Below are 22769 nucleotides of genomic sequence, written 5' to 3'. Positions count from 1 at the left end.
CAAATATTCATCTGCCAGTGCAAAATTGGGTATAACAGGAATGATCTCCAATCACCAAAATGGGGCATAAACATCACCCATATCTGTATTTCAGCAGAGATTTCTTTGTTCCCGATTTGATGCACTGATCCTGTAACATCTGATCTGCTTCACTGTCAAATGAATAACTAAAACTATTGACATGAACTTAAACTTTCCCTTTAAAAAGAAAACAGAGGACAGCAAGCCACAGCAATCCAGGAAACGTGAATGGCTCAATGCCCTGGTATTTGCCCTTGTTGCATCTACACTCATCCGCGGACTGATCTTTTCGGCCTATGCCATACCCTCAGGGTCGATGGAAGGAACGTTGTTAACGGGTGATTATCTGTTTGTAAGTAAAATGAGCTATGGCGCAAGGATGCCCTTTACGCCGGTCCAAAATCCGTTTCTGGAATCAACTATTACCAAATACCAAATCAAAACTTACTGGGATGGCATCCACTTGCCGTATTTTCGCCTTCCGGGATTAACTGAAATAAAAAAAGGTGACATTGTTGTTTTCAATAAACCTGAAGAGGCAGATCCTTCATATGACAGGCCGGTCGACGTGCGGACTAACCTGATCAAACGTTGTCAGGCTACACCCGGCGATGTGCTCAGTATTCTGAACGGACAGGTTTTTGTAAATGGCAAGGCTGCCCCGAATGCAGAAAAAGCACAGACCTCCTATCATGTTGTTACCGATGGAAATACCATTAACCCGGAGATATTTGATGATATGGGTATCGAGATCATCGGCCAGGAAGATCTGAGCAGCTATACGATGATCATACCCACAGCAAGCCTGTCAGAATTTAAGGGATATTCCTATATCAAAAAGGTGACGCCGGTTATAGATCCTGCAGGTCATTTTGATGCAGAGATCTTTCCGCATAACGAAAAGTATAAATGGAACATGGACAACTTTGGCCCGCTAACCCTGCCAAAAAAAGGAATGACGATCAGCCTGAACGAGTCTTCACTGATTTTATACCGCAGGGCGATTGAGCTCTATGAGCATAACAGAGTAGATACCGCAGGCAATGACATTCTGATTAATGGAAAAAAGGCAGATCATTATACATTTAAGATGGATTACTACTGGATGATGGGGGATAACCGCCATAATTCCCTGGATTCGCGCTTCTGGGGGTATGTTCCTGAAGATCATGTGATTGGAAAAGCAATGATTACCTGGCTGAGTATTGATTCTGCAGAGAACCTGCTGCACAAAGTAAGATGGAACAGGGTACTAAAGCCTATTCGTTAAATCCTGAACTTAGCCTGTAAACGATGATACTGATAAATATGGCAATAGCGTAGGGGAGAATAATATCCAGATTCATGATGACCGCCTCCGGGCATCCGCCAAAACCAACGTAGAACGATAGCCAGCACAATGCCTCTGCAATCAGAACAAGTGTAAATTTAATTCTGAATGAATTGTAGATATACCCCGCAATAAAATTATAGCCTGCTGCAAAAAGGAGCAGGGAAGGGACTGATAATATCACCGCCAGTGCCAGGGCAATGATAAAATAAAACAATGGGGAGATCCCGTCTGTATGGGGGCCTTCAGAAAGGGACAGATCTCTGATCAGTTTAAACGCAAAGAAAAGGGTAGTGCCCAGCAGAATGCTGGTTAGCCATACCTTGATCGTAAATCTGTAGTTTATCCTCAGCCCCGAAATTGGCTTCATGTGAGGTTCATTAGCAAACATACTTTGCAGATGCAGATGCTCTTTGCAGAATTTATCCATAGGTAAATAATTAGTGTGGAATAACTAAATTGAGGCGAATAGATTCCGATGTAAAATTCTGTATCCTGCATGTTAATTCCTATCACCTAAATGCGGTATATATACATGTAATTTGGGGGATATCGAGCCCCAACCACATATTATTTTGGCAGATGGCATTGCTGGCATAAATTCTGATTGGGAGAAGTATACAATGTTGTAACATGAACCGAACATTCAGATTTTATAAAACAAAAGAACAAAAGTGGTATGTAGATCTGCCGGAATGGACCAAATCTATTGTCGACCTGGAAATGGTAGAAGGGGCAGATACGATGCTCGACAAAGTGTCGGGCAACAAAAATGAATGCTTTTTAAAGATGAGCGACGAACCCATTAAAGGGGCCGACCGGATGAAACTGATTAAAGACCGCAGTAACTGCAAACTTGGCGGCGGGGATTATTTAATGGAAACTTACAAAGGCAAAGCTTTTAATCACAAACTGTGGCTTTGTTCGGTTACAGAGACGGTATTTGGCGATTTACCTGAAGTAATTTATATAGATTATCCGCAAAAATCAGAGGATAAAGATTAATTTCAGCCTTTTATGCTATTTACCCATTAAAATGAAGATTTTTTTTGTTTGCCTTTTCAATTTCATTGCGTTCTCCACATTTTCTCAGAATTTACGCCAGGCTTCTGTCACAGTTGATGCAGGGCAGCAGGCTGGCCTCATCAGCCCGCTGCAGTACGGTCAGTTTATAGAGCATCTTGGCCGGGCGGTAACCGGCGGTATTTATGATGAGCATTCGGCACTGTCAGATCAGGAAGGTTTCAGAACGGATGTCATAGAAAAAGTAAAGGAACTACGGACACCATTGTTAAGATACCCCGGGGGAACATTCACCAAGATCTATCATTGGGAAGATGGGGTAGGGCCTAAATCTGACAGGAAAAAAAGAAAAAACCTGATCTGGGGCGGTATAGAGGATAATCACTTTGGGACTGCAGAATTTATTTCCTACTGCAGGAAAATTGGCGCGGAGCCTTTCCTGGTGGTAAATATGGCTACCGGTACTCCTGAAGAGGCAGCCAACTGGGTGGAATATTGTAACGGTACAGGTGATACTTATTATGCCAATCTTAGGCGGTCGCATGGTTTTAAAGAACCATTTAATGTAAAATATTGGGGGATTGGCAATGAGGAATATGCAGAGACAGACGCCGGGCGGGATCAGGAGGTACAGCAGTATATCAAAGATACCTGGCTCTTTGTAAAACTTATGAAATTGCAGGATCCTGGTTTAAAACTGGTGCTGGTTGGCAATCAGGATGATACGGAATGGAGCCGACAGGTGCTGGAGAAACTGAATCCTGTCTGTGATTTCCTGGCCATTCATCTTTATTCTATTCCTGCAGATACATCGTACAACACGCTGATCAAATCGATAGACCAGTTTGAAAAACCATTGCTGGATATGGAAGCCTTACTCAGTAAATTTCCTGCGAAGGTCACAAATTTCAACTCCTGGTACCGTTTTCCTGCCAGGACCGCCCCGATACAACTTGCGGTTGATGAATGGGGGATCTGGGATATCCATTCCAACAGAGGGAAGGGATTGTTTCAAATGGAATATCAGTACAACTGGTCGCACGCTCTTGGCGTAGCCACCTTTTTAAATTTGTTTCAGCGGCATAGTTCATCTGTAGGTATGGCTACCTGGGCGCAAACGGTTAATGTGCTGGCGCCCATTATGGCCGATTCTACCGGTTCCTACAGGCAGACAATATTCGCTCCGCTAAAGGCATTCAGGGATTTTTCTGGTAAATACACATTGAAAGCAACCACGATATCACCAGATATGGCGACCGGCATCAAAGCGCTGGATGTATCATCAAGCATAACCGATCAGGGCAAACAGATTGTTTTTACAATAGTGAACCGCGATGCTGCTCATGCGATCAATACTGCGATCAAAGTAGATCACCTGCCCAACGCGTTTAAAAAAGGTACAATCAGACAAATCACCTGGTCTGCCGGTAACCTGAATGCAGTAAATACATACGGGCATGAAAATGCAGTAAGCATGAAAGAAAGCAGAAGGAAAATAAGCCCTGATCATATGAATGCGCTGCTTGCCCCTGCATCATTTACCGTCCTCATTTTGGAGCAGCCCTGAAAACCGCTGAAGATCTGATACCAAAATAGTTGAAAATCACGGCCTCGCGGCTCGTCATTAAAGTAATTTCATCCATGAATACCAATTAATATCAGTAATATTGTACATGATTATTAAAACGCCGTTGACAAAGGAGCAGAAAGATTTTATAAAAAAACACCAGATTTCGGAAGATGTACTGATTGATGCCAATGGAGAGGCAATGTCAGACGACTTAATACAAAGAATGTTAGAAACCGAAAAAGTGATTGCATACAATGTCAGCGGATGTTCAGAGAACAGTGATTATAATTTTACAGATATCGATGGTGTTTTTGTACAGGCAGAAACCGACAGGATACCTTTTGCATTAAGAACATATAAAACCGGTTATATTTACATTGCCGGATCTAAAAAGAACCACCTGATCAAAGTGGGATCATCCAACGAAGTTAAAGACAGAATCAAAACTTTAAATATTGCTACCTCCAAAAGTGGTAGTATTGACGACTGGGAATTGATTTTTCAGGCAAAAACCGAAACTCTGGGAAAGGTTGAACGGATGTTCCAGCAAAAACTGAGTGAGTATAAATCTTCTGCCCAGTACGAAAAAGGAAAACTGCAGAATGGCGGTGAACTGTACAGATGTTCTTACAATAAAGCTAAAGATGCAATGACCGCAGCTGAGGGTGAAGAACAATTTGAATTTACGCAGATCAATGAAAAAAAGCATATGATCTCTGAGTATTTGTTCAAAAACCTGAGAGTTAAAACCGAAACTGCCAACTCTTAGCAGGCAATTCATTGAATTTTTTTGATATCTGCGCGTAATCAGTCTTTTTGCGTGCAGAAATGTTAAATAATTACCTGGTATTCCTAAAAACTTGTAATATTGCTGACTATTTATAATTAGTCTAATATAACACGTGGAAATGAAACCATTACCCAACTTAAGATTTATCTCCCTGAAAGTAGTTCTAGTGCTATTGTGCTGCTTTTCTATTTCAACTATTTACGCGCAATCCCGTTACGGAACAATCAAAGGAACGGTTAGGACCTCTGATCATAAAGCTGGAGAATTTGTGAATGTTTACATCAAGGCCCTGAAGAGGAGCACCACTACGGATGAAAATGGTAGATATGAATTGTCAAGGATAGAAGCCGGTACACAAACGGTAACGGTAAGTTACGTAGGTCTCAGTACCACAAGCCAGACGGTAGAAGTGCTGGCAAATAAAACTATTACCAGTGATTTCATGCTGGAACAAAGCAAGGGTGAGCTGCAGGAGATCATGATCAATGCAAGCAAGACCAATAAATATAAGCGTACCAGGAGCGAATATGTTTCTAAAATGCCGCTCAGCAACCTTGAAAACCCACAGGTTTATACAACTATCACAAGTCAGCTAATGCAGGACCAGCTGGTATACTCTGTTGATGATGCCATGCGTAATGCAACAGGTATCGCAAGAGTTTGGGAAGCTACAGGCCGCGGTGGTGATGGTGGTTCTTACTACAGTTCCCGTGGATTTGTAACCCAGGCCAAGTTGCGTAATGGTATTGCGGGTAACGTAACCAGCAGTATTGACGGGAGCAACCTCGATCATATCGAAATTATCAAAGGCCCTTCAGCCACACTTTTCGGTAATGCACTTACTACATACGGAGGCCTGATCAACCGGGTAACGAAAAAAGCATATGATTCAGTTGGTGCTGAAGTTGCTCTTAGTGCAGGGAGCTATGATTATTTCCGCAGCAGCATTGACTTTAACAGCCCGCTGGATAAAGAAAAGAAAGTTTTATTCCGTCTGAACTCTGCCTACAATTACAAAGGCAGTTTCCAGGATGCAGGATTTAACCGCAATTACAACATTGCCCCAACGATTACGTATAATCCTAATGACCGGTTGTCGATCACCCTGGAAGCAGAGATTATGGCCGGCCGTTCGCAAATCTCTCCGTATTATTTTCTGCTGGGAACTACCGGACTGGGTACAAACCGCGCTGACGAACTAGGATTTGATTATAAGAAATCTTATCTGGGCAATGATTTAAGCCAGTATTCCAGAAATGCAAACTTTTTTGGGCAGGCCACTTACAAAATCAGTGATTCATGGACTTCCACTACCAACGCTTCCTTAACAAATAGTTACAGTGATGGATTCGGGCCATATTTTTATCTGCTGCCGGGAGACTCTATTTCACGTAACGACCAGTCAACTGCAAAAAGCAAAGATCAGACATTAGAGATCCAGCAGAATTTCAATGGCGATTTTAATATTGCCGGATTGAGAAACCGTGTTGTTATCGGTTTAGACTACCTGCACAGAAATTCAAATCAGCATTACCTGGGGGCATCGTATGATGCAGTTCCACTAAACAGTGCCACATTCAATTATGCTGGTCTGAATGCAGCATCCCTGAGCGCATTGTATGCAAGCACTACCCCTTCAGAATATCCTTATATCTATAAAAGTGATACCTATAGCGCATATGTTTCTGATGTTTTGAACATTACAGACAGGTTGCTTGCAATAGCAGCGATCAGGGTTGACCGTTTCAAAAATGGGGGTAGCTATTACCCGCCATCTACCGAACCTGTAGGCGCATATAATCAAACTGCTTTCGCCCCTAAATTTGGCCTGGTTTATCAGCCAATCAAAGATGTGGTATCTGTCTTTGCCAATTATCAGAATGGATTTACCAACGTAAATGGCGTAGATTATCAGAGCAAAGTGTTTAAACCGGAACAGGCAAACCAGATCGAAGGCGGTGTAAAATTAAATGCCTTTGATGGCCGCTTAAGTTCTACCATCAGTTACTATGATATTAAAGTGAAAGATATCGTACGTACAGACAACACGCTTCCTGCTCCAAACAACCAGATTCAAAACGGAACTCAGGTAAGTAAGGGTATCGAAGCTGAAATTACCGCCAATCCTTTTGCAGGATTTAATGTGACCACGGGTTTTGCCTACAATGATTCAAAGTATGAAAATACAAGTGCCGATCTTGATGGCTTAAGACCAAATACTGCAGGGTCTCCATACCTGTTTAATTTTTGGGCCAGCTACAGATTACCGGCACATATTATTAAAGGTTTGGGTGTAGGTTTCGGTGGAAACTATGCAAGTGACAATAAGATCATCAATTCAAGAGCTGTTGGCCAGGGTGTGTTCATCCTGCCAGCCTACACCCTGCTGAATGCTTCTGCATTCTGGGATTACGACAAGCATATCAGGTTTGCTGTAAAGGCTGATAACTTTACCAATAAACAATATTACATTGGATATGGAACTGTTAACCCTCAGCAGCTGAGAAGCTTTATCGGAACGATATCATACAAGTTCTAAAACGTACTTTAGTGTAGCGACAAGGAGGTTTGATCATTGATCTGCCTCCTTTTTAGTTTGTATTAAATCTAAATAAGTATATATTTGCCGCTGAAACATCAGGTTTAATGGCAAAAAGTAAAAAGTTTAAAGATGCAATCCTCCAGATACATTTATGGCTGGGTTTAGCAACGGGATTGGTTGTGTTTATTGTCAGTATAACGGGTTGTATCTATGCTTTTGAAGAAGAAATCAGGGATTTTATTGAAAAAGATAAACTTTATGTTCCGCTGCAGCAGAAACCCTTCATAGGCATTGCCGCAATCATTGAAAACTTTGAGAAGGTCAGTAAAAATGCAAAAGTTACCAGTATAAGAATTAATAACAGCCGTCCCGATGCAACAGTTTTGGTGGCGGGCGGTAAAAAAAAGGAGTTTTATTTTAATCCCTACACGGCTGCCCTGGTTAAAAAGGCAAAACCAGACTGGCTGGATATTGATGAAGATCTTCACCGTACATTGCTGCTGGGCGAGCCCGGTAAGTTCATCATGAACTGGTCTGTCGTTATTTTTGTCATCATGCTCATCAGTGGATGGATTTTATGGTTCCCTAATCAGATGCGTTTGCTGAGGCAATCTCTAACCATCAAATGGAATGCTTCATTTAAACGGGTAAATTATGACCTGCATAATGTTCTGGGTTTTTACGCCTCCGGGATTTTAATCGTGATTGCTCTTTCGGGTTTATATTTTGCCTTTGACAGCGTTAAGACAGGGGCTGCATTTTTAACTGGCAGCAAATTAACGAAGCCTGTTAAAGTTGCTGTAAGTGCTAAATCCTTTTCTCAGGACAGCCTGCCGCAGAAATATGATCAATTGTATACCGCGGCCTTAACTCAATATCCTGGCGCAAAGGAAACCGCCTTGTCGGTCAGAAAAACCGGAGAACTGCGTTTAAGAATAATTTATCCTTCTGAATGGTCCAGAAAACAGAATGTGTTTTACTTTGATCCGGCAACCCTGCAAATGTCTAAATACAAGCTTTACAAAGACTTTAAACTGGCGGATAAGCTGGAGTCAAGCAACTATGATATCCATACCGGTCAGCTGTTTGGCCTTTTTGGAAAGATCGTAGCTTTTACAGCGGCTTTGATATCCGCCAGTCTGCCTGTTACCGGACTGATCATCTGGCTCAAAAAGAAAAAGAAAACAAAGAAAAAACAGTTTGCCTAACCGCGAATACATGATTTGCCAGTTTTCTACTGGCTCAGTGCGAATGATACGGGTACATTATACCTTACGCGTACTTTCCTGCCCCTCATCATTCCGGGCATCCAGGAAGGAGACTGCCTGATTACCCGTACTGCTTCTGCAGCCAGTTCCTCATTTGCATAGTTGCTCACCCTGATGTCATGCAGTGAGCCATCTTTATCAACAGCAAAAGTGACCATTACTACTCCTTGTATTCCCATACGCTGGCAGTTTGGCGGATACCTTATGCTTTGGCCCAGATATCTATAGAAGTTGTTCACGCCACCCTTGTACTCGGGTTGAACAGCACTTTTTGTGTAGGTTACAGTAACATTTTGCTGATCAGTACTTTCTCCTGCAATCATTTTGCCCTGCTCATAGGTTTCCTTATAGGTAATGTGCTGTGACTGGTCTTCGCCCGTCCATACGCCATCATATTCCCCGTTTTTAATTTTCCCCCTGCCGGCGATATACTTAAAGTCGTTATCATAAAAAACACATTCGCCGTTGCCTTCCTTAACGAGAACATTACCGGTAGAATCGTTCACGTCAGTGATCTTATAGGAAGTGAAAATTGATCCGGGCACCGCATTTTCGTAAAGATATCGCGTATAAAGCTTCCCGTTGGGATAATAATTGTAAACCGGCCCGCTGAGTTTTCCCTTTACGTAGTTAGCTACCTGTTTCTTGTTCCCATTTTTATAGACTGCGCGATAAATTCCTTCATAAAGCAGCGGCTCAATCTTAAGGGACAGCCCGAGGCTCCTCACTTTGCCGTCCAGGTAAAATTCTTTGACAATATAAAGCGCAGAGCCTTTATCCGGCTCCTGCACAATGCGGATAAAATCGGCACTATCCCGCGTTTCTACATACTGCCCGTCATCTTTAATAAAATATACATTTTGTTTCTGTGCGAAAATACCTGTATATATACAGAGAAGAAACAAGAGCAGGAAATTAGATTTTTTCATATCTGGTATAAAATTACATTGCAAGATACTCGATCTGGTTTTAAAATGAAATTTTATTACATCATTTGCAGTTTGTATTACATCAATAACTATTCAATTTTTTTTAACTTCATGTTATGATTACTGAATCTTCAATCTTACTGGAAAATGAACGTGTATTGCTTCGCCCGCTGAGCGGGGATGATTTTGAATGTTTGCTGCCTTTTTCCTTAAATGAGCCTGAAATATGGCATTATTCACTGGTGTCTCCGGCTGGGAAAGACCAATTGAAGAATTACATTCGTGAGGCTGTAGCCGACAGGGAAAATGGTATATCCTATCCCTTTATTGTCTATGATAAGCTGAGTGCTGCATATGCCGGTTCAACCCGTTTTTATGATATCAATGAAAACTATAAAACCCTGCAGCTGGGCTACACCTGGTATGGCAGCGCCTTTCAGGGCACAGGACTTAACAGGAACTGTAAATACCTGCTGCTGCAGTATGCTTTTGAGGTACTTGGCCTGGAAAGGGTAGAATTCAGGGCTGATGCAGGCAATGCCAGAAGCATGGCTGCAATGAAAAGTATCGGCTGTACCCTGGAAGGTGTGCTGAGAAGCCATATGCCAAACGCATATGGCGGAAGAAGGGACAGCGCAGTTCTGAGTATCCTCAGGGATGAATGGTTCGGATCGGTAAAATCCAAACTCGGGCTTCAGCTGTAATCGCCACATAATGAACGCTTAGTGTATTAATTACGTCTTGCTCTGTTTTAGGCGGCAGGTAGAGAAACTTTATTTTGCAGACTAAAATTCAGGCCTGCAAAATCAGTTGTTTATTCTGTTGGACAGGTGTTAATCAGTATAATTTTCTTTAGTGGAAGGCGGATAGTAATATCAAAAATTCTCTGTTGAACTTTGTAGCTATACAACCAATCTAACCCTCAAATGACCAGCCAATTCACTCACAATCTTGATACAGGACAATATTTTCCTGTGACGATGCTCGTACGGGCTGCACAGGCAGTTACTGACTTGTACGATAATACCTAAGCAATTTATGGCAACAATCAGACCCTTTATGGCCCTAAGGCCACAGGAAGTTTACGTTGATAAAATGTTATCCCTGCGCTCTGCAGCAGGATCCGGTAAATGCAATGGAATACTTGCACAGAAACTGGATAAAGGACAGGACGGTAACCAGAACCTTACAAATGATCATATTATAGGTAACCTTAAAAAAATGATCAGTGAAGGCGACTTCTATCAGGAAGAGCACCCCTGCATATTCATTTATGAGATCACGGAAGGGAATACGATCCAGACGGGCGTCTGGGCAGTGACCGATCTGGATGATTTTGAGAACGGGCATATCAAGACGCACGAATCTACTTTGGAAAGCAACTCCTCGGGCCTTGTAAATTACAGGGACGAAGTGGGGCTTGAAGGAGGCCCTCTGTTGATTACGCACCGGCCTACAGCAGCGATCCGTACCCTGCTGGCCAGGATCAAACAATCCGAAGCAAACTCAGTATACTATGCCAACAGGGTATTTCACCGGATCTGGACAGTGTACGATATGAAAACGATCCAGCAGCTCAGCAGCAGCTTTTCGGAGCTTCAGAATGTGTACCTGGCGGATGGGCACCACCGTTTGGCCGCGGCGGTAAATTACCGGAAATCCAAACAGATGATAGGATCAAAATCGACGGATTTTAATTTTATCTCTTCGTTTTACCTGGCGAGCGACCAGCTGAAAATCAAAGAATATCACCGTATTATCATCCCCTCGGATGAGATCTATATCGACCAGGTTTTCAGGGACCTGAAGAAAACATTTTCTGTGACCAAATCACAGCGCAATGAAATGGTCATGCCGATGAAGAAAAATGAATTCGGGCTGTTTATTGCCGGCAGATGGTACAACATGACCTGTAAGCTGAAAGATACAAATATGCTGCCTGATGCCTGCCTGCTGCAGGAAATGGTGTTTAAGCCTTTTTTCAATATTGAAAGACCTGAAACAGATCAGCGGCTGATCCCTGTTGGCGGGGCAGGAGCGATCCAGGAACTGGAAAAGATTCTGCTGGAAAACCCCAACGCGATTGCCTTTACCATGGCCGCAATGAATGCAGAGCAGCTGATCGAAATTGCACAGCAGGGTATTATGCTCCCCCCAAAATCTACCTGGATTGAACCCAAAATACCTTTTGGCCTCCTGTTAAGAAAACTTAAAAAAGTAAGTTGCTAAGCAGCAACTTACTTCTCTTTATTTTTTTTGTTAAATGAGAATCTTCTCGCAATACTGAATCCCCAGCGAAACTGGCCCTTTAACCAGTTGCTGGTGGTTTGAGGAATAAACTGCATCTCTTCTATGGCCGTCGCATTGGTAAAGTTGAGATTAAACACGTGCCCGCCGGTTTCTATTTCCAGTCCCGCGCCCAATGCATTGCGGTACTTGATGCCGCTCTGCTGCTCCAGGTAATCCTGGTCTGAGCCATTACGGAAGGGCATTGTATAGTCTACCACCAGTGCCATCCGTTTACTGATTTTTGCCCTGCCGCCCGCACTGAGTGCAAAGAGGTCGTTCTGATCCCTGAAAGCTGTGAAATTCCGGTGCACATAACTGGGCGTTAAGGTAAAAGAGAAACTGGAATTAAATTTTCTCGCAATAATCACCTGTGTCACAAAGTTTAGCCTGTCACTAAAATTGCGGTAGGCAGTGCCTGATGACGGATCGTCGCTGGCGGTAACGCCGGTAGCGGTGGTACTTCCAAATAAAGTAACTGCAACCGGAATATAGTCGTCTGTGGTTTGCTCAATCAGGCGGTATTTCAGGTTCCCCTCATACAGTTGCTGCACTTCAGTAGCCCCCTTGGCCCGGGCAAAGCCAACACTCAGGCGGTCGCTCAGCCCATACTCAAAACCAATTCTTACATCGGTAGCATTGTCCAGTCCAAAGAACCGCCTGATCCCCCCGTTACTTCCGGCAATGTCCCCAAAGCGGTGGTCAATCCTGAAATCAAGCTCGTTCTTAAAAATCGTTTCATTGGTATGTACGTTGATGAGTTTCGTAGATTTAAAAGTTGCGCTTACTTTTTCGTGCGCCGGCGCTGTGTTGCCCAGTTCTTTCTCCAGGTCCTGTTGTCCAAAACTTTGTAAAGTGGCCAGCATCATCGTCACCAAAAGCAGGCATATTGATTTCTTTGTAAGTAGTATTGTCTTCATATCTATTTAGGCTGATAAACGGCTGAGATTTTTACATCTACGATCTGGGCAATTTTTGCAAAAACCAGGGTAGGTATTTTGATCTGGTGATCTGCCACGGTAACCTTAAAACTGGTTTTGGCGGTAATAGTTCCCTTGTTAACAACCAGCGTAGCTTTGGTTTGATAATTTTTTGTTACACCATGAATATCCAGGCTGCCATCTATTGTTACATTGTAGGTGCCGTCTTTTTCCAGGTCAACATCATCAGTAATCTTTCCTTTAAAGGTTGATGCAGGATACTTATCGCTTTCCATGTAGTTTTCATTGAAATGTTCCTGCATCAGTTTTTTTGGAAACTGAAATGAAGTATTGCTTACTTTAAAAATGATGTTGCGTGTTTTGGTATCAATCACGGAACTGGCTTTATCACTTTTGGCCTCTACATCTTCCGCAGGCGTACTGGCATAAAAGGAGATGGAAGCAGTTTTACTGATTAAAATATGCTGTGCCTGTACTGAAATACTGAGCATGGCACAAAGGAGGATTACTAATGGTGTTTTCATGATGATTTGTTTCTATCAGTAAATATTTTTTAAATAGATTACGCGAATTTAAGGTTGCATTCCCTGGTCAAACCAGTCCTTTATCGACTGCAGGTCTGCTGCAGACAAGCTGCCGCCCAGCGGCATGGATTTGGTTACAACTACAGCATTTTTGATTCTGTCTGCGTCGGCCGTTACCGAGCTAAAACCACTGAACGTCCATGCTACAGTACCGGATCTTCCTGCAGAATGACAGCCATTGCACCTGGCCTTGAATATCGGATCTATCACAGCAGCATAACTGACTTTAGCACCGGGAACATCCGGTGCTGAAGGTTTAAATTCTTCGGCCTGTTTTTTTGTACAAGCCAGTAGCAGCAGGTAGGCCATTGCTGTCCCTGCGGAGATTTTTCTTAGCTTCATTGTCATATGCGCACAGTTTTTATGGGGTTAATGCCGGAGTTTTTGGTGTGAGCACAGGCCATGGGGCAGGGCGTGGCTGATTGATGCCGGTAGTTTGCCCTCTTTGTGTATCGCCAACATAAAAATATAGGGGATGCCCTTTGTAGGTCAGCTGCTTTTTGCCCACGGAAGTAATGGTCGCAAACATGTCTTTTGAAAAAATTGAAGGTACATTCATCACATCAGACTGGTAGATTGGCCAGAATCTGTCATTGCTTAAATCTGCAGCGGTATAAGTATTCAGATTAAATTTATCCGGCTGGTATCCGTACAAGGTCAGGCCCGCTCCATCTGTAAGATAAACCGTGTTTGCCGTTCCCTCTACCAGGGCATCCACATAGTTTTTTCCATCTGATCCTACCAGTTGCCTGTTGCCCAGCATAATAGAATAGTCGGGTTTCGCGATAAACCATATGCCGCCGATGCCATCGCCGTTTACGTCGCCTTTGATTTTATCTCCTGAATAATAATACAGCGGCCATTTCTTATATGTGGTTTGTTTGCTGCCATCGGCATGTGTGATGGTTCCGATCAATGTCTGATCTATGCCTGCAGGAGGAGTTTCGCTGCCCGCGTTGTAGGATGGCCAGGTAATCGCACACTGACCGGTTTCACAATTAGAAGTCCCATTGGGATCATTGGCAAAGAAGTATAATGTTCTGCCATTGGCATCAGTAAGGATGTTTCCGAATTTTGCATCCGGTGTTACTGCCAGTTTTAAGGGGCCTGTGCTGCTGCCGCCATTGTCAGGAGCGGGCATTGATGCTTTGTCACTGCATGCGGACAGTAATACTGTAAAAGCTACGCATACCGGAAGGAGTGTTTTTCTTAAAGTTTGTACCATAGTTGTATAGTTTAACTGAATAATTTTTTGTCTTATTGTTAAACCGGTTACGGATGGAAATTCATTAAGGTTGTTTGCTTGGATAAAAAAAATGATGAAATAAAAATAATTAGCTCTTTTACAGTTGTTTGTAAATAATAAATTATTTTTTTACTATGTTTGGCAACCTATTTAAAGTTTTCTCCGTAGTAGAGATGGTAAAATGCGCAGCTTATAATCAGGATTAATTTGCAGGCAATAATTAACGGGTGCATCAGGCAGGACAGGTCAAGTCAGTATTTGCTCTATAAAGAATTTTATAGTTATGGCATGGCTATTTGCAGGCGTTACTCTTTAAATGATTATGATGCGGCAGATGTATTAAATGACGGATTTCTTAAAGTCTTCACGCATATTGAAAAATATGATCCTGCAAAGCCCTTTAAATCATGGATAGGAAGGATCATCACCAATACTGCAATAGATCATTACCGGATGAACCTGAAGTTTTCGGATCATGATGATGTAGATACCCATCACCATATAGGTGATGCAGCAGCAGTTTACGATCAGCTGGCCTACAAGGATCTGCTGGTGCTGGTACAAAGCCTTTCGCCTGCGTACCGCACGGTGTTTAACCTGTATGCAATTGATGGCTATTCTCATGATGAGATTGCCGAGCTCTTAAAGATCTCTGCAGGTACTTCCAAATCGAATTTGTTTAAGGCCAGACAAAAGCTGCAGGAAAAGCTTGCCGCGCTGGGAGATAAAAAGGCAGATGATATATCTGTGCATAATAATATAAATATAAAAAAAGAAGCATGAGGATATTGATCTTACCCCGGATGAACAACCGCATACATTCTGCATACGTACGTTATAAAAAATACTGATGGAACCAGAGAATGAGATAGATCAGCTATTTAAACGTGGCCTGAATGACCCGGAAATTCCTTTCAACGAATTGGACTGGTCGAAGATGGAGCGTAAACTGAATGAAAAAAAGAAAAGGAGAATTTTACCCTTCTGGTTGTACACAGCCAGTGGCATTGCTGCCGCATTGCTGATTTTTCTGTTTTGGTTTTTGTCTGGCCCCTCTGTGTTCGAAAAAAGAATAAAAACCCCGCTGGTTGCACGTAAAGCCAAATCCGGCACTGTAAATCAATTGCCCGCTGTGGGAGCTGATACGATAAAAGCAGAGAGGCTTGCGGGAAGCGGTGCTGCTGCAGCCCCTTTGAAAAATGAAGAAACAGGGACAAATAATATTGCGGCCGGCTCTGACGGAGATGTTCCTGCTGTGTATGTCTCTTCTGTGCCATACCAGACACCTGCTGCTTTAGTAAATGCAAACACAGTTGTGGTTCCTTATACCCCTGTTCCGTTTAAAACGCCTCTGGTGGTAAAAACTCCTGAAGCGTTAAAAACTCCTTTGACAGACAGCGCAATCCTGGCGCAAAAAGCAATGGCCCTGGCGCTTAGTAAAGACCCTTTGGAAAAGATCAACCACAATGAAATTGCCAAAAGCGTGCAAAAGAAAATGGATGGCGCTTTTGCTCAGCGGCCCGGCCTGATCCTCAGCGCACTTGCTGGCCCGGATATTACTTCCGGCCCTTCAAATACGAATAAGTCGGCCAAAATAAGTTCCAACGTAGGAGTTCTGGCAACGTATGCCCTCGGATCAAAGTTTAGCCTAACTTCTGGAGCAGTATACGCCAAAAAATATTATAATTATGGTGCCGGTTCTGATGCCAGCAACGTTTATGCCCCATCTGCAGGATCATCAGACTGGGAAGTAAAAGCTGATTGTAATGTCCTTGATATCCCTGTAAACGTAAACTACAAAGTTTTGGATAAGAAACAATTCTCTGTGAGTGTAAATACCGGGCTCTCCAGCTATTTTATGTTGAAAGAGAAATACGATTATGTTGTGGATAAACCGGGTGCGGCACAGCAGGTAACTACTACAGAATTCAGTAATCAGAACCAGCATTTATTAGGCGTAGCCAATATCTCCGTAAGCTTCGATCACCGGATCAGCAACAATCTGAGTGTAGGCGTGCAGCCTTTTGCCAAACTGCCGCTTACCGGAATAGGAAATTATGATGTCAGCCTAAAATCCACAGGTGTGGCTTTTTCTCTTAACATCGGGCTCTTCCCTTCCAAAAAACCAGGCAAGCTTGCCGCAAACCGCTACTCTTCGCTGCATTAAAAACATCCTTCCCCGCGGATTAAATTCCTCTGCTTAAATGAAACGCAGCCTTCCATTTTGGGAGGGTTGAAGCATCAAAAGAGAGCGTTATCCGGTTAAGAGGACAAAATAGCTTAATAACTGGATAACCTTGTATTGCTTTTTTCAGCAAAAACATCCTTTCTTTAGCCTGAGCCAATATAAATAGTTAAACCTGTATACAAACGATAATAAATGAAAAAGAATCATTTTGCTGTAGTATTAATCATCTCCCTGTTCTTCCTCTGGGGATTTGCCCTCAACTTAAACCCTATACTGATCCCGCACCTTAAGAAAGCATGTCAGCTTTCAGATACCCAATCGGCTTTTATCGATTCGGCCTCTTATATCGCCTATTTCCTGCTGGCATTGCCGGCCGGATGGTTCATGAAGAAATTTGGCTATAAAGGCGGTATTGTGTTTGGATTAACGCTCTTCGCCATCGGCGCATTTTTATTTTATCCCGCAGCCCTTACGCGATCGTACGTATTCTTCCTGGCGGCCCTGTTTATAATTGCAAGCGGACTAACCTTTCTGGAAACGGCCGCAAACCCTTATATCACAGTTTTAGGTGATCCCGAAGGGGCAACACAGCGGCTAAACTTTGCTCAGTCTTTTAACGGACTGGCGGCTACGCTCGCGCCTTTGCTGGGCGGGATGTTTATCCTGTCGGGACACAGCCTCAGTGCCGGCGCACAATCTGCCATGAGCCCTGCACAGCTCAATACTTACCTCGATAAAGAAGCTTCTGCAGTGCAGGTGCCCTTCCTGATTATCGGAGCAGTAGTGCTGCTGATCGCACTTTTCCTGATCAGGACTCCTTTGCCTGAGATCGAAGATGAAAAAGGCCATGAAGAAGCTACAGGATCGTTATTAAAGGAAAAGAACCTGATGCTTGGGGTTAGTGCGCAATTCTTTTATGTAGGTGCGCAAACCTGTGTGAGCAGTTTCTTCATCCGCTTTTCGTCGCATGTTGCAGGTATCCAGGAAAAGTCAGCGGCCCTGTTCTTGTCTGGCGCCCTGCTTGGATTTATGGCGGGCAGATTTATCGGTACCTTCCTGATGAAATATATTGCACCTTCAAAGCTGCTGGCTGTTTACAGTGTGATCAATATTCTGCTGATCATTGCGGCAGTAATGCTCCATGGCAAGGCTTCGGTCTATGCACTGATGGGTGTTGAATTCTTTATGTCTATCATGTTCCCAACAATATTTTCACTGAGTATCCGCGGACTGGGATCAAGGATGAAGGAAGGCTCTTCGCTGGTGATCATGGCCATCGTAGGGGGAGCAGTTTTTCCGGTACTCATGGGAAGATTGTCTGACCTTACCGATATCCAGGTAGCATACGCAGTTCCGGCAGTTTGTTTTGCTGTGATCTTTTATTTTGCATTGACAAACCTGAGGGTTGGCAAGATCAAACTCAGTGTGGCGCACTAACAATCAGAAATATGATAACAATTGATTCGCATCAGCATTTTTGGAAGTATGATCCGGTAAAGCACAGCTGGATCGGGGATGAAATGGCAGTGATCAGAAAAGATTTTCTGCCCGAAGATCTTGCGCCTGTACTGCAGGAGAACGATGTGCAGGGATGTGTAGCCGTACAGGCAGACCAAACCGCTGAGGAAACAGATTTCCTGGTTGCGCTCAGTGATCAACACGATTTTATCAAAGGAGTGGTAGGCTGGACAGACCTGCAGTCGCCCAATATAGAAGAATCGCTGAGTACTTATTCGCAGGTTCCTGTGATAAAAGGTTTCCGCCATATTTTGCAGGGAGAACAACAGCGCGACCGGTGTTTGCAGCCTTCATTTTTAAAGGGCATATCCCTGCTGGATAAATACAATTTCTCCTATGATATCCTGATTTTGCAGGACCAGCTGCGCTTTATCCCTGAACTGGTTTCAAGGTTTCCTAACCAGCGTTTTGTGATCGACCATCTGGCAAAGCCCGGGATCAAAGCAGGAGAGATCAGCAGCTGGAAAAAAGATATCCAGCTGGTGGCACAACATGAAAATGTCTATTGTAAAATTTCCGGTATGGTGACGGAGGCAGACCTTCAAAATTGGAAATCTGAAGATTTTATTCCGTACATTGACGTGGTTTTAAATGCATTTAGCACAAAGAGGGTAATGTACGGCTCAGACTGGCCTGTATGTTTGGCAGGGGGAAATTACACGGAGGTAATCCATATTGTAAGATCTTTGTTCCGCTCATTTACAGCAAATGAGCAGCAGCTGTTTTTTGGAAAAAATGCAATAGATTTCTATCATTTATAAAGTACTCACATGGATAATGCTCTTTCAGAAAGCCTGTCACTGCCAAAAGTTATTTTTGGCACCAGTGGTTTAGGCAATCTTTACCAGGCCGTGCCATTTGAAGAAAAAAAAGAAATCGTTCATCAGTGCCTCCTTCACTCTGAGGGTAAACCTGTTTTTGACTCTGCCGGTAAATATGGCGCTGGCTTATCACTGGAGGTATTGGGTGCCTGTCTCTCGGCACTAAACGTTCTCCCTCAGGATATTCTGATCAGTAATAAACTTGGATGGCTGCGGACAGAAATGTTGGGCCCGGAGCCCACGTTTGAAAAGGGTGTATGGGTAGATATACAGCATGATGCCGTGCAAAAAATAAGTTATGACGGCATCCTGGAGTGTTTTGAACAAGGCAATATGCTGCTGGGCAATTATCATGCGCAGCTTGTTTCTGTGCATGATCCCGATGAATATCTCGCAACTGCCAGCACTGAAACACATGAAAAGAAATTGTACCAGGATATCCTGGAGGCTTACAGGGCGCTGGCCGAACTCAAAAAAGAGGGCAAAGTACTGGCCATTGGCGTAGGATCAAAAGACTGGAAGGTGATCCGCAGGATCGCCGCAGACGTACCGCTTGACTGGGTGATGATCGCCAATAGCCTCACCGTAATTTCACATCCGCAGGAGCTGCTTGATTTTATTGCAGACCTGGCTTCAAAAAATATACAGGTAATCAATTCAGCGGTATTTAACGGAGGTTTTTTAACCGGAGGCGATTATTTTAACTACCAGCTGGTAGACCGCAGTTCATCCGGCGGAAAGGCATTGTATGAATGGCGTGACCGTTTTTTTGATCTCTGCAGCCGGTTTAACATCAAGCCTGCTGAGGCCTGTGTAGATTTCGGGCTGCATATCCCCGGCGTAGGAAGCATTGCGATGAATACTACACGCCCTCAAAAAGTAAAAGTGAATATTGCCATGGCCAAGGGGCAGATACCAGCTGCGTTCTGGCAAGCCATGAAGACAGAAGGACTAATAAACAGTTATAGATAGATGAAGACATTGATTTGCAATACCCCCGGAGAATTTGAATATACGGTTACAGAGATGCCTGTTGAACGGGAAAACTACAGCTTATTAAAAGTCTTGCGTGTGGGTATTTGCGGAACGGATATACATGCTTATGAAGGCACACAGCCCTTCTTTAATTATCCAAGGATACTGGGCCATGAGATTGCCGCAGAAATTGTGGAGACCAAACCGGGGAGCGGATTTGGCGTCGGAGACATTGTCACGATCAGTCCGTATTTCTACTGTGGCCGTTGTGTGGCCTGCAGGAACGGTAAAACCAACTGCTGTGTAAAAATGGAAGTTTTCGGTGTGCATATTGATGGTGGTATGCGGGGATACATCTCCGTACCAGACTATGCGCTTGTACGCGGCGAAGGCTTAACTGCAGATGAGCTGGTACTGGTAGAGCCTTTGGCGATAGGCGCGCACGGAGTAAGAAGGGCGGGAATAGAACTGGATGAATTTGTGCTCGTGATGGGCGCCGGGCCTATTGGCCTGGGTACAATGGAATTTGCTGCCATTGCCGGGGGCAGGGTAATCGCTATGGACGTGAACCCGCAGCGACTGGAGTATTGTAAAGATACCTTCGGCATCCCATACCAGATCAACCCGCTTACGGATAATGTAATGGAGCGGTTAATGGAAATTACCAATGGGGATATGCCAACTGTGGTAATGGACTGCACGGGAAATTTAAAAGCCATAAATTCTGGCGTTCAATATCTTGCACATGGCGGAAGATATGTGCTCATAGGCCTGCAGAAAGAAGAGCTGGTGATCAGCCATCCCGAATTTCATAAGCGGGAAGCTACGCTGATGAGCAGCCGCAATGCTCTGCCCGAAGATTTTGAGCAGGTGGTGTCCTGTATCAGGGATGGTTCCGTTACGCCGGATAATTACATTACGCATAAAGTTGAGTTTGATGAACTTAAATATCATTTCTCAGAGTTGATTGATCCTGCAAACGGGGCAATTAAAGCTGTAGTAGTGATATAGGCCTGGGGCTTGAGATAACGCTTCAGGAATGCTATCGAGCTGCAGAAGTGATTTAAAATTTTAGAGAATAAATGAAAAGAACCTTACTATACCTGGCTGCTGCCGTTTTTTGTTTTACTGCCTGTAAGCAAAAGGGAAATACCGGAGCAGCAACTGCCACAGATTCTGTTGCGATAAAAATGATCAGTGACTCCAGTTTTGTGAAACACCTCAGTGTTTTGGCCTCGGATGAATTTATGGGCCGGAAGCCATTTACCATTGGAGAAACCAAATCGATCGGTTATCTGAAAGAACAATTCAGTGCGCTGGGGCTTAAACCAGGCAATGGCGACAGCTATTTCCAGCAGGTGCCGATGGTAGAAATAAAATCTGTGCCCGACAGCAAAATGGTATTTAAGGGCGCTGCGGGAAGTGTAACTGCAAACTATCTGACGGATTTTGTAGCAGGCAGCCGAAGGGTTTTACCAAAGGTAAATCTGGAGAACTCGCCATTGGTTTTTGCCGGTTACGGAATTGTTGCCCCTGAGTACAAATGGAATGATTACGCCGGACTGGATGTAAAAGGTAAAACGGTAGTGGTGATGATCAATGATCCGGGATTTTCGGATTCAACCTTGTTTAAGGGGAAAAGCATGACCTATTACGGGCGCTGGACCTATAAGTTTGAGGAGGCTGCCCGTCAGGGCGCGGCCGGAATCCTCATCATTCATGACACTGCCCCTGCTGCCTATCCCTGGTCGGTAGTGCGCAGCGGATGGTCTAAGTCCAAACTCCAGCTCGAAGAAAAAGACAACAATATGTCCAGGGCAATCGTTGAAGGCTGGATCAGCCTTGATGTGGCTAAACAATTGTTTAAACTCGCCGGTCAGTCCGATGCCCTGTTCGCGCAGGCAACAAAACCTGGTTTTAAGGCGGTGGATTTAAAAAGTACAACTTCCTTAACAGTCAATAATACGATCAAAAAGTCTGTATCCAATAATGTGGTCGCTGTCATTCCCGGTACAAAAAGGCCGGATGAAAATATCATATACTCTGCTCACTGGGACCATCTTGGCACCGGTGAGCCCATAAAAGGAGACTCTATCTATAACGGAATGACAGACAATGCTACCGGTGTGGCTGCACTGCTCGACCTGGCTGCGGCCTTCCAAAAGGCGAAACCTGAGCGTTCTATCGTTTTTGTTTCCTTTACCGGTGAAGAACAGGGGCTGCTGGGTTCTGAATACTATGCCAAGCATCCTGTATTCCCGGTTGGGAAAACCGTGGCAGATATCAACATGGATATGATGGGGCTGGCCGGAAAAACAAAAGATATTGTGATCTATGGCTTTGGCCAGTCGGAACTGGAAGATTATGCCTCAGTGTCTGCTCAGAAACAGGGACGTGTAACAGTGAAAGATCCGAAACCATCCACCGGGCTTTACTACCGCTCTGACCACTTTAACCTGGCAAAGGTGGGTATCCCCTCATTGTTTACAGGATCGGGTGTAGATAATATAGAACATGGCAGGGTATGGGGCCAGCAGCAGGCTGATGATTTCTTTAAATCGCGCTACCATTCTCCGCAGGATAACTTTGATCCCAAAGCAGATGTTTCCGGTATGGTAGAGGATGTAAGGTTGTTATTTGATATGGGATATCGTCTGAGCAATGAAACTACTTTTCCGAAATGGAAAGAGGGCTCGGAGTTTAAGGCCGCACGTGAAAAAAACAAGTAGCAGGAGGG

The 22769-nt window shown here is 43.9% G+C and carries 21 protein-coding genes; 15 read left to right on the top strand and 6 right to left on the bottom strand.

Annotated features, from left to right (window positions below; translation table 11 throughout):
- Positions 1 to 181 precede the first annotated feature (181 nt).
- Complete coding sequence (gene lepB, locus FN831_RS19835) at positions 182 to 1291, top strand: signal peptidase I (RefSeq protein ID WP_142529935.1); 1110 nt, start codon at positions 182 to 184, stop codon at positions 1289 to 1291.
- Here the strand turns inward: lepB and FN831_RS19830 are convergent.
- Complete coding sequence (locus tag FN831_RS19830) at positions 1281 to 1781, bottom strand: hypothetical protein (protein ID WP_142529934.1); 501 nt, start codon at positions 1779 to 1781, stop codon at positions 1281 to 1283. The two genes, lepB and FN831_RS19830, sit on opposite strands and share 11 nt — an antisense overlap.
- 203 nt (positions 1782 to 1984) lie before the next feature.
- Here FN831_RS19830 and FN831_RS19825 point away from each other — a divergent pair, with 203 nt between their 5' ends.
- The 5 genes from FN831_RS19825 to FN831_RS19805 all read left to right on the top strand — a co-directional run bounded on the left by FN831_RS19825 (position 1985) and on the right by FN831_RS19805 (position 8484).
- Positions 1985 to 2356 carry a DUF6717 family protein gene (locus FN831_RS19825; RefSeq protein ID WP_142529933.1) on the top strand — a complete coding sequence of 124 codons (372 nt, stop codon included), beginning with the start codon at positions 1985 to 1987 and terminating at the stop codon, positions 2354 to 2356.
- Positions 2357 to 2387: 31 nt separating this feature from the next.
- The gene (locus tag FN831_RS19820; protein ID WP_142529932.1) at positions 2388 to 3941 is read left to right on the top strand and encodes an alpha-L-arabinofuranosidase C-terminal domain-containing protein; all 1554 of its coding nucleotides are present in this window, start codon (positions 2388 to 2390) and stop codon (positions 3939 to 3941) included.
- Between the two features lie 106 nt (positions 3942 to 4047).
- On the top strand, positions 4048 to 4713 hold the full coding sequence (locus tag FN831_RS19815) for a GIY-YIG nuclease family protein (protein WP_142529931.1): 666 nt from the start codon (positions 4048 to 4050) through the stop codon (positions 4711 to 4713).
- Between the two features lie 139 nt (positions 4714 to 4852).
- On the top strand, positions 4853 to 7273 hold the full coding sequence (locus tag FN831_RS19810) for a TonB-dependent receptor (protein ID WP_142529930.1): 2421 nt from the start codon (positions 4853 to 4855) through the stop codon (positions 7271 to 7273).
- Between the two features lie 107 nt (positions 7274 to 7380).
- Positions 7381 to 8484: a PepSY-associated TM helix domain-containing protein gene (locus tag FN831_RS19805; RefSeq protein WP_142529929.1), complete on the top strand. Its 1104-nt coding sequence runs from the start codon at positions 7381 to 7383 to the stop codon at positions 8482 to 8484.
- A gap of 26 nt (positions 8485 to 8510) precedes the next feature.
- On the opposite strand, the gene FN831_RS19800 is transcribed toward FN831_RS19805, so the two are convergent.
- Positions 8511 to 9473, bottom strand: a complete 963-nt coding sequence (locus FN831_RS19800) for an energy transducer TonB (RefSeq protein WP_142529928.1) — start codon at positions 9471 to 9473, stop codon at positions 8511 to 8513.
- 116 nt (positions 9474 to 9589) lie between these two features.
- Between FN831_RS19800 and FN831_RS19795 the strand changes: the two genes are divergently transcribed.
- The gene (locus FN831_RS19795) at positions 9590 to 10177 is read left to right on the top strand and encodes a GNAT family N-acetyltransferase (protein ID WP_142529927.1); all 588 of its coding nucleotides are present in this window, start codon (positions 9590 to 9592) and stop codon (positions 10175 to 10177) included.
- 334 nt (positions 10178 to 10511) lie between these two features.
- On the top strand, positions 10512 to 11702 hold the full coding sequence (locus tag FN831_RS19790) for a DUF1015 family protein (RefSeq protein WP_142529926.1): 1191 nt from the start codon (positions 10512 to 10514) through the stop codon (positions 11700 to 11702).
- An 8-nt stretch (positions 11703 to 11710) separates the two neighbouring features.
- Here the strand turns inward: FN831_RS19790 and FN831_RS19785 are convergent, their stop codons facing one another.
- The 4 genes from FN831_RS19785 to FN831_RS19770 are packed head-to-tail and all read right to left on the bottom strand — an operon-like array spanning position 11711 to position 14509.
- Complete coding sequence (locus tag FN831_RS19785; RefSeq protein WP_185960550.1) at positions 11711 to 12679, bottom strand: DUF5777 family beta-barrel protein; 969 nt, start codon at positions 12677 to 12679, stop codon at positions 11711 to 11713.
- Between the two features lie 2 nt (positions 12680 to 12681).
- Positions 12682 to 13224 carry a YceI family protein gene (locus tag FN831_RS19780; protein WP_142529925.1) on the bottom strand — a complete coding sequence of 181 codons (543 nt, stop codon included), beginning with the start codon at positions 13222 to 13224 and terminating at the stop codon, positions 12682 to 12684.
- Between the two features lie 48 nt (positions 13225 to 13272).
- A complete protein-coding gene (locus FN831_RS19775; protein WP_142529924.1) occupies positions 13273 to 13626 on the bottom strand; it encodes a cytochrome c in 354 nt (117 codons plus the stop codon).
- A gap of 19 nt (positions 13627 to 13645) precedes the next feature.
- Positions 13646 to 14509, bottom strand: a complete 864-nt coding sequence (locus tag FN831_RS19770; protein WP_142529923.1) for a hypothetical protein — start codon at positions 14507 to 14509, stop codon at positions 13646 to 13648.
- 228 nt (positions 14510 to 14737) lie between these two features.
- Between FN831_RS19770 and FN831_RS19765 the strand changes: the two genes are divergently transcribed.
- The 7 genes from FN831_RS19765 to FN831_RS19735 all read left to right on the top strand — a co-directional run bounded on the left by FN831_RS19765 (position 14738) and on the right by FN831_RS19735 (position 22761).
- The gene (locus FN831_RS19765; protein ID WP_142529922.1) at positions 14738 to 15313 is read left to right on the top strand and encodes an RNA polymerase sigma factor; all 576 of its coding nucleotides are present in this window, start codon (positions 14738 to 14740) and stop codon (positions 15311 to 15313) included.
- Positions 15314 to 15380: 67 nt separating this feature from the next.
- Positions 15381 to 16697, top strand: coding sequence for a hypothetical protein (locus FN831_RS19760; protein ID WP_142529921.1), 1317 nt, complete (start codon positions 15381 to 15383; stop codon positions 16695 to 16697).
- A 213-nt stretch (positions 16698 to 16910) separates the two neighbouring features.
- Positions 16911 to 18155: an L-fucose:H+ symporter permease gene (gene fucP, locus FN831_RS19755; RefSeq protein WP_142529920.1), complete on the top strand. Its 1245-nt coding sequence runs from the start codon at positions 16911 to 16913 to the stop codon at positions 18153 to 18155.
- An 11-nt stretch (positions 18156 to 18166) separates the two neighbouring features.
- On the top strand, positions 18167 to 18997 hold the full coding sequence (locus FN831_RS19750) for an amidohydrolase family protein (protein WP_142529919.1): 831 nt from the start codon (positions 18167 to 18169) through the stop codon (positions 18995 to 18997).
- A 9-nt stretch (positions 18998 to 19006) separates the two neighbouring features.
- The gene (locus FN831_RS19745) at positions 19007 to 20029 is read left to right on the top strand and encodes an aldo/keto reductase (RefSeq protein WP_142529918.1); all 1023 of its coding nucleotides are present in this window, start codon (positions 19007 to 19009) and stop codon (positions 20027 to 20029) included.
- Positions 20030 to 21043: a zinc-binding alcohol dehydrogenase family protein gene (locus tag FN831_RS19740; protein ID WP_142529917.1), complete on the top strand. Its 1014-nt coding sequence runs from the start codon at positions 20030 to 20032 to the stop codon at positions 21041 to 21043.
- A 71-nt stretch (positions 21044 to 21114) separates the two neighbouring features.
- Complete coding sequence (locus FN831_RS19735; protein ID WP_142529916.1) at positions 21115 to 22761, top strand: M28 family metallopeptidase; 1647 nt, start codon at positions 21115 to 21117, stop codon at positions 22759 to 22761.
- Positions 22762 to 22769: the final 8 nt, after the last annotated feature.

It is taken from the genome of Pedobacter westerhofensis, from assembly GCF_900182595.1.
Lineage (GTDB): Bacteria > Bacteroidota > Bacteroidia > Sphingobacteriales > Sphingobacteriaceae > Pedobacter > Pedobacter westerhofensis.
The sequence above is the reverse complement of the archived record's forward strand: the minus strand, read 5'-3'. Positions and strand labels throughout refer to the sequence as shown.

Excerpts from the sequence above, each read along its gene's own strand:
- lepB (WP_142529935.1), top strand. The coding sequence starts at position 182 with ATGAACTTAAACTTTCCCTTTAAAAAGAAAACAGAGGACAGCAAGCCA.
- FN831_RS19830 (WP_142529934.1), bottom strand. The coding sequence starts at position 1,781 with ATGGATAAATTCTGCAAAGAGCATCTGCATCTGCAAAGTATGTTTGCT.
- FN831_RS19825 (WP_142529933.1), top strand. The coding sequence starts at position 1,985 with ATGAACCGAACATTCAGATTTTATAAAACAAAAGAACAAAAGTGGTAT.
- FN831_RS19820 (WP_142529932.1), top strand. The coding sequence starts at position 2,388 with ATGAAGATTTTTTTTGTTTGCCTTTTCAATTTCATTGCGTTCTCCACA.
- FN831_RS19815 (WP_142529931.1), top strand. The coding sequence starts at position 4,048 with ATGATTATTAAAACGCCGTTGACAAAGGAGCAGAAAGATTTTATAAAA.
- FN831_RS19810 (WP_142529930.1), top strand. The coding sequence starts at position 4,853 with ATGAAACCATTACCCAACTTAAGATTTATCTCCCTGAAAGTAGTTCTA.
- FN831_RS19805 (WP_142529929.1), top strand. The coding sequence starts at position 7,381 with ATGGCAAAAAGTAAAAAGTTTAAAGATGCAATCCTCCAGATACATTTA.
- FN831_RS19800 (WP_142529928.1), bottom strand. The coding sequence starts at position 9,473 with ATGAAAAAATCTAATTTCCTGCTCTTGTTTCTTCTCTGTATATATACA.
- FN831_RS19795 (WP_142529927.1), top strand. The coding sequence starts at position 9,590 with ATGATTACTGAATCTTCAATCTTACTGGAAAATGAACGTGTATTGCTT.
- FN831_RS19790 (WP_142529926.1), top strand. The coding sequence starts at position 10,512 with ATGGCAACAATCAGACCCTTTATGGCCCTAAGGCCACAGGAAGTTTAC.
- FN831_RS19785 (WP_185960550.1), bottom strand. The coding sequence starts at position 12,679 with ATGAAGACAATACTACTTACAAAGAAATCAATATGCCTGCTTTTGGTG.
- FN831_RS19780 (WP_142529925.1), bottom strand. The coding sequence starts at position 13,224 with ATGAAAACACCATTAGTAATCCTCCTTTGTGCCATGCTCAGTATTTCA.
- FN831_RS19775 (WP_142529924.1), bottom strand. The coding sequence starts at position 13,626 with ATGAAGCTAAGAAAAATCTCCGCAGGGACAGCAATGGCCTACCTGCTG.
- FN831_RS19770 (WP_142529923.1), bottom strand. The coding sequence starts at position 14,509 with ATGGTACAAACTTTAAGAAAAACACTCCTTCCGGTATGCGTAGCTTTT.
- FN831_RS19760 (WP_142529921.1), top strand. The coding sequence starts at position 15,381 with ATGGAACCAGAGAATGAGATAGATCAGCTATTTAAACGTGGCCTGAAT.
- fucP (WP_142529920.1), top strand. The coding sequence starts at position 16,911 with ATGAAAAAGAATCATTTTGCTGTAGTATTAATCATCTCCCTGTTCTTC.
- FN831_RS19750 (WP_142529919.1), top strand. The coding sequence starts at position 18,167 with ATGATAACAATTGATTCGCATCAGCATTTTTGGAAGTATGATCCGGTA.
- FN831_RS19745 (WP_142529918.1), top strand. The coding sequence starts at position 19,007 with ATGGATAATGCTCTTTCAGAAAGCCTGTCACTGCCAAAAGTTATTTTT.
- FN831_RS19740 (WP_142529917.1), top strand. The coding sequence starts at position 20,030 with ATGAAGACATTGATTTGCAATACCCCCGGAGAATTTGAATATACGGTT.
- FN831_RS19735 (WP_142529916.1), top strand. The coding sequence starts at position 21,115 with ATGAAAAGAACCTTACTATACCTGGCTGCTGCCGTTTTTTGTTTTACT.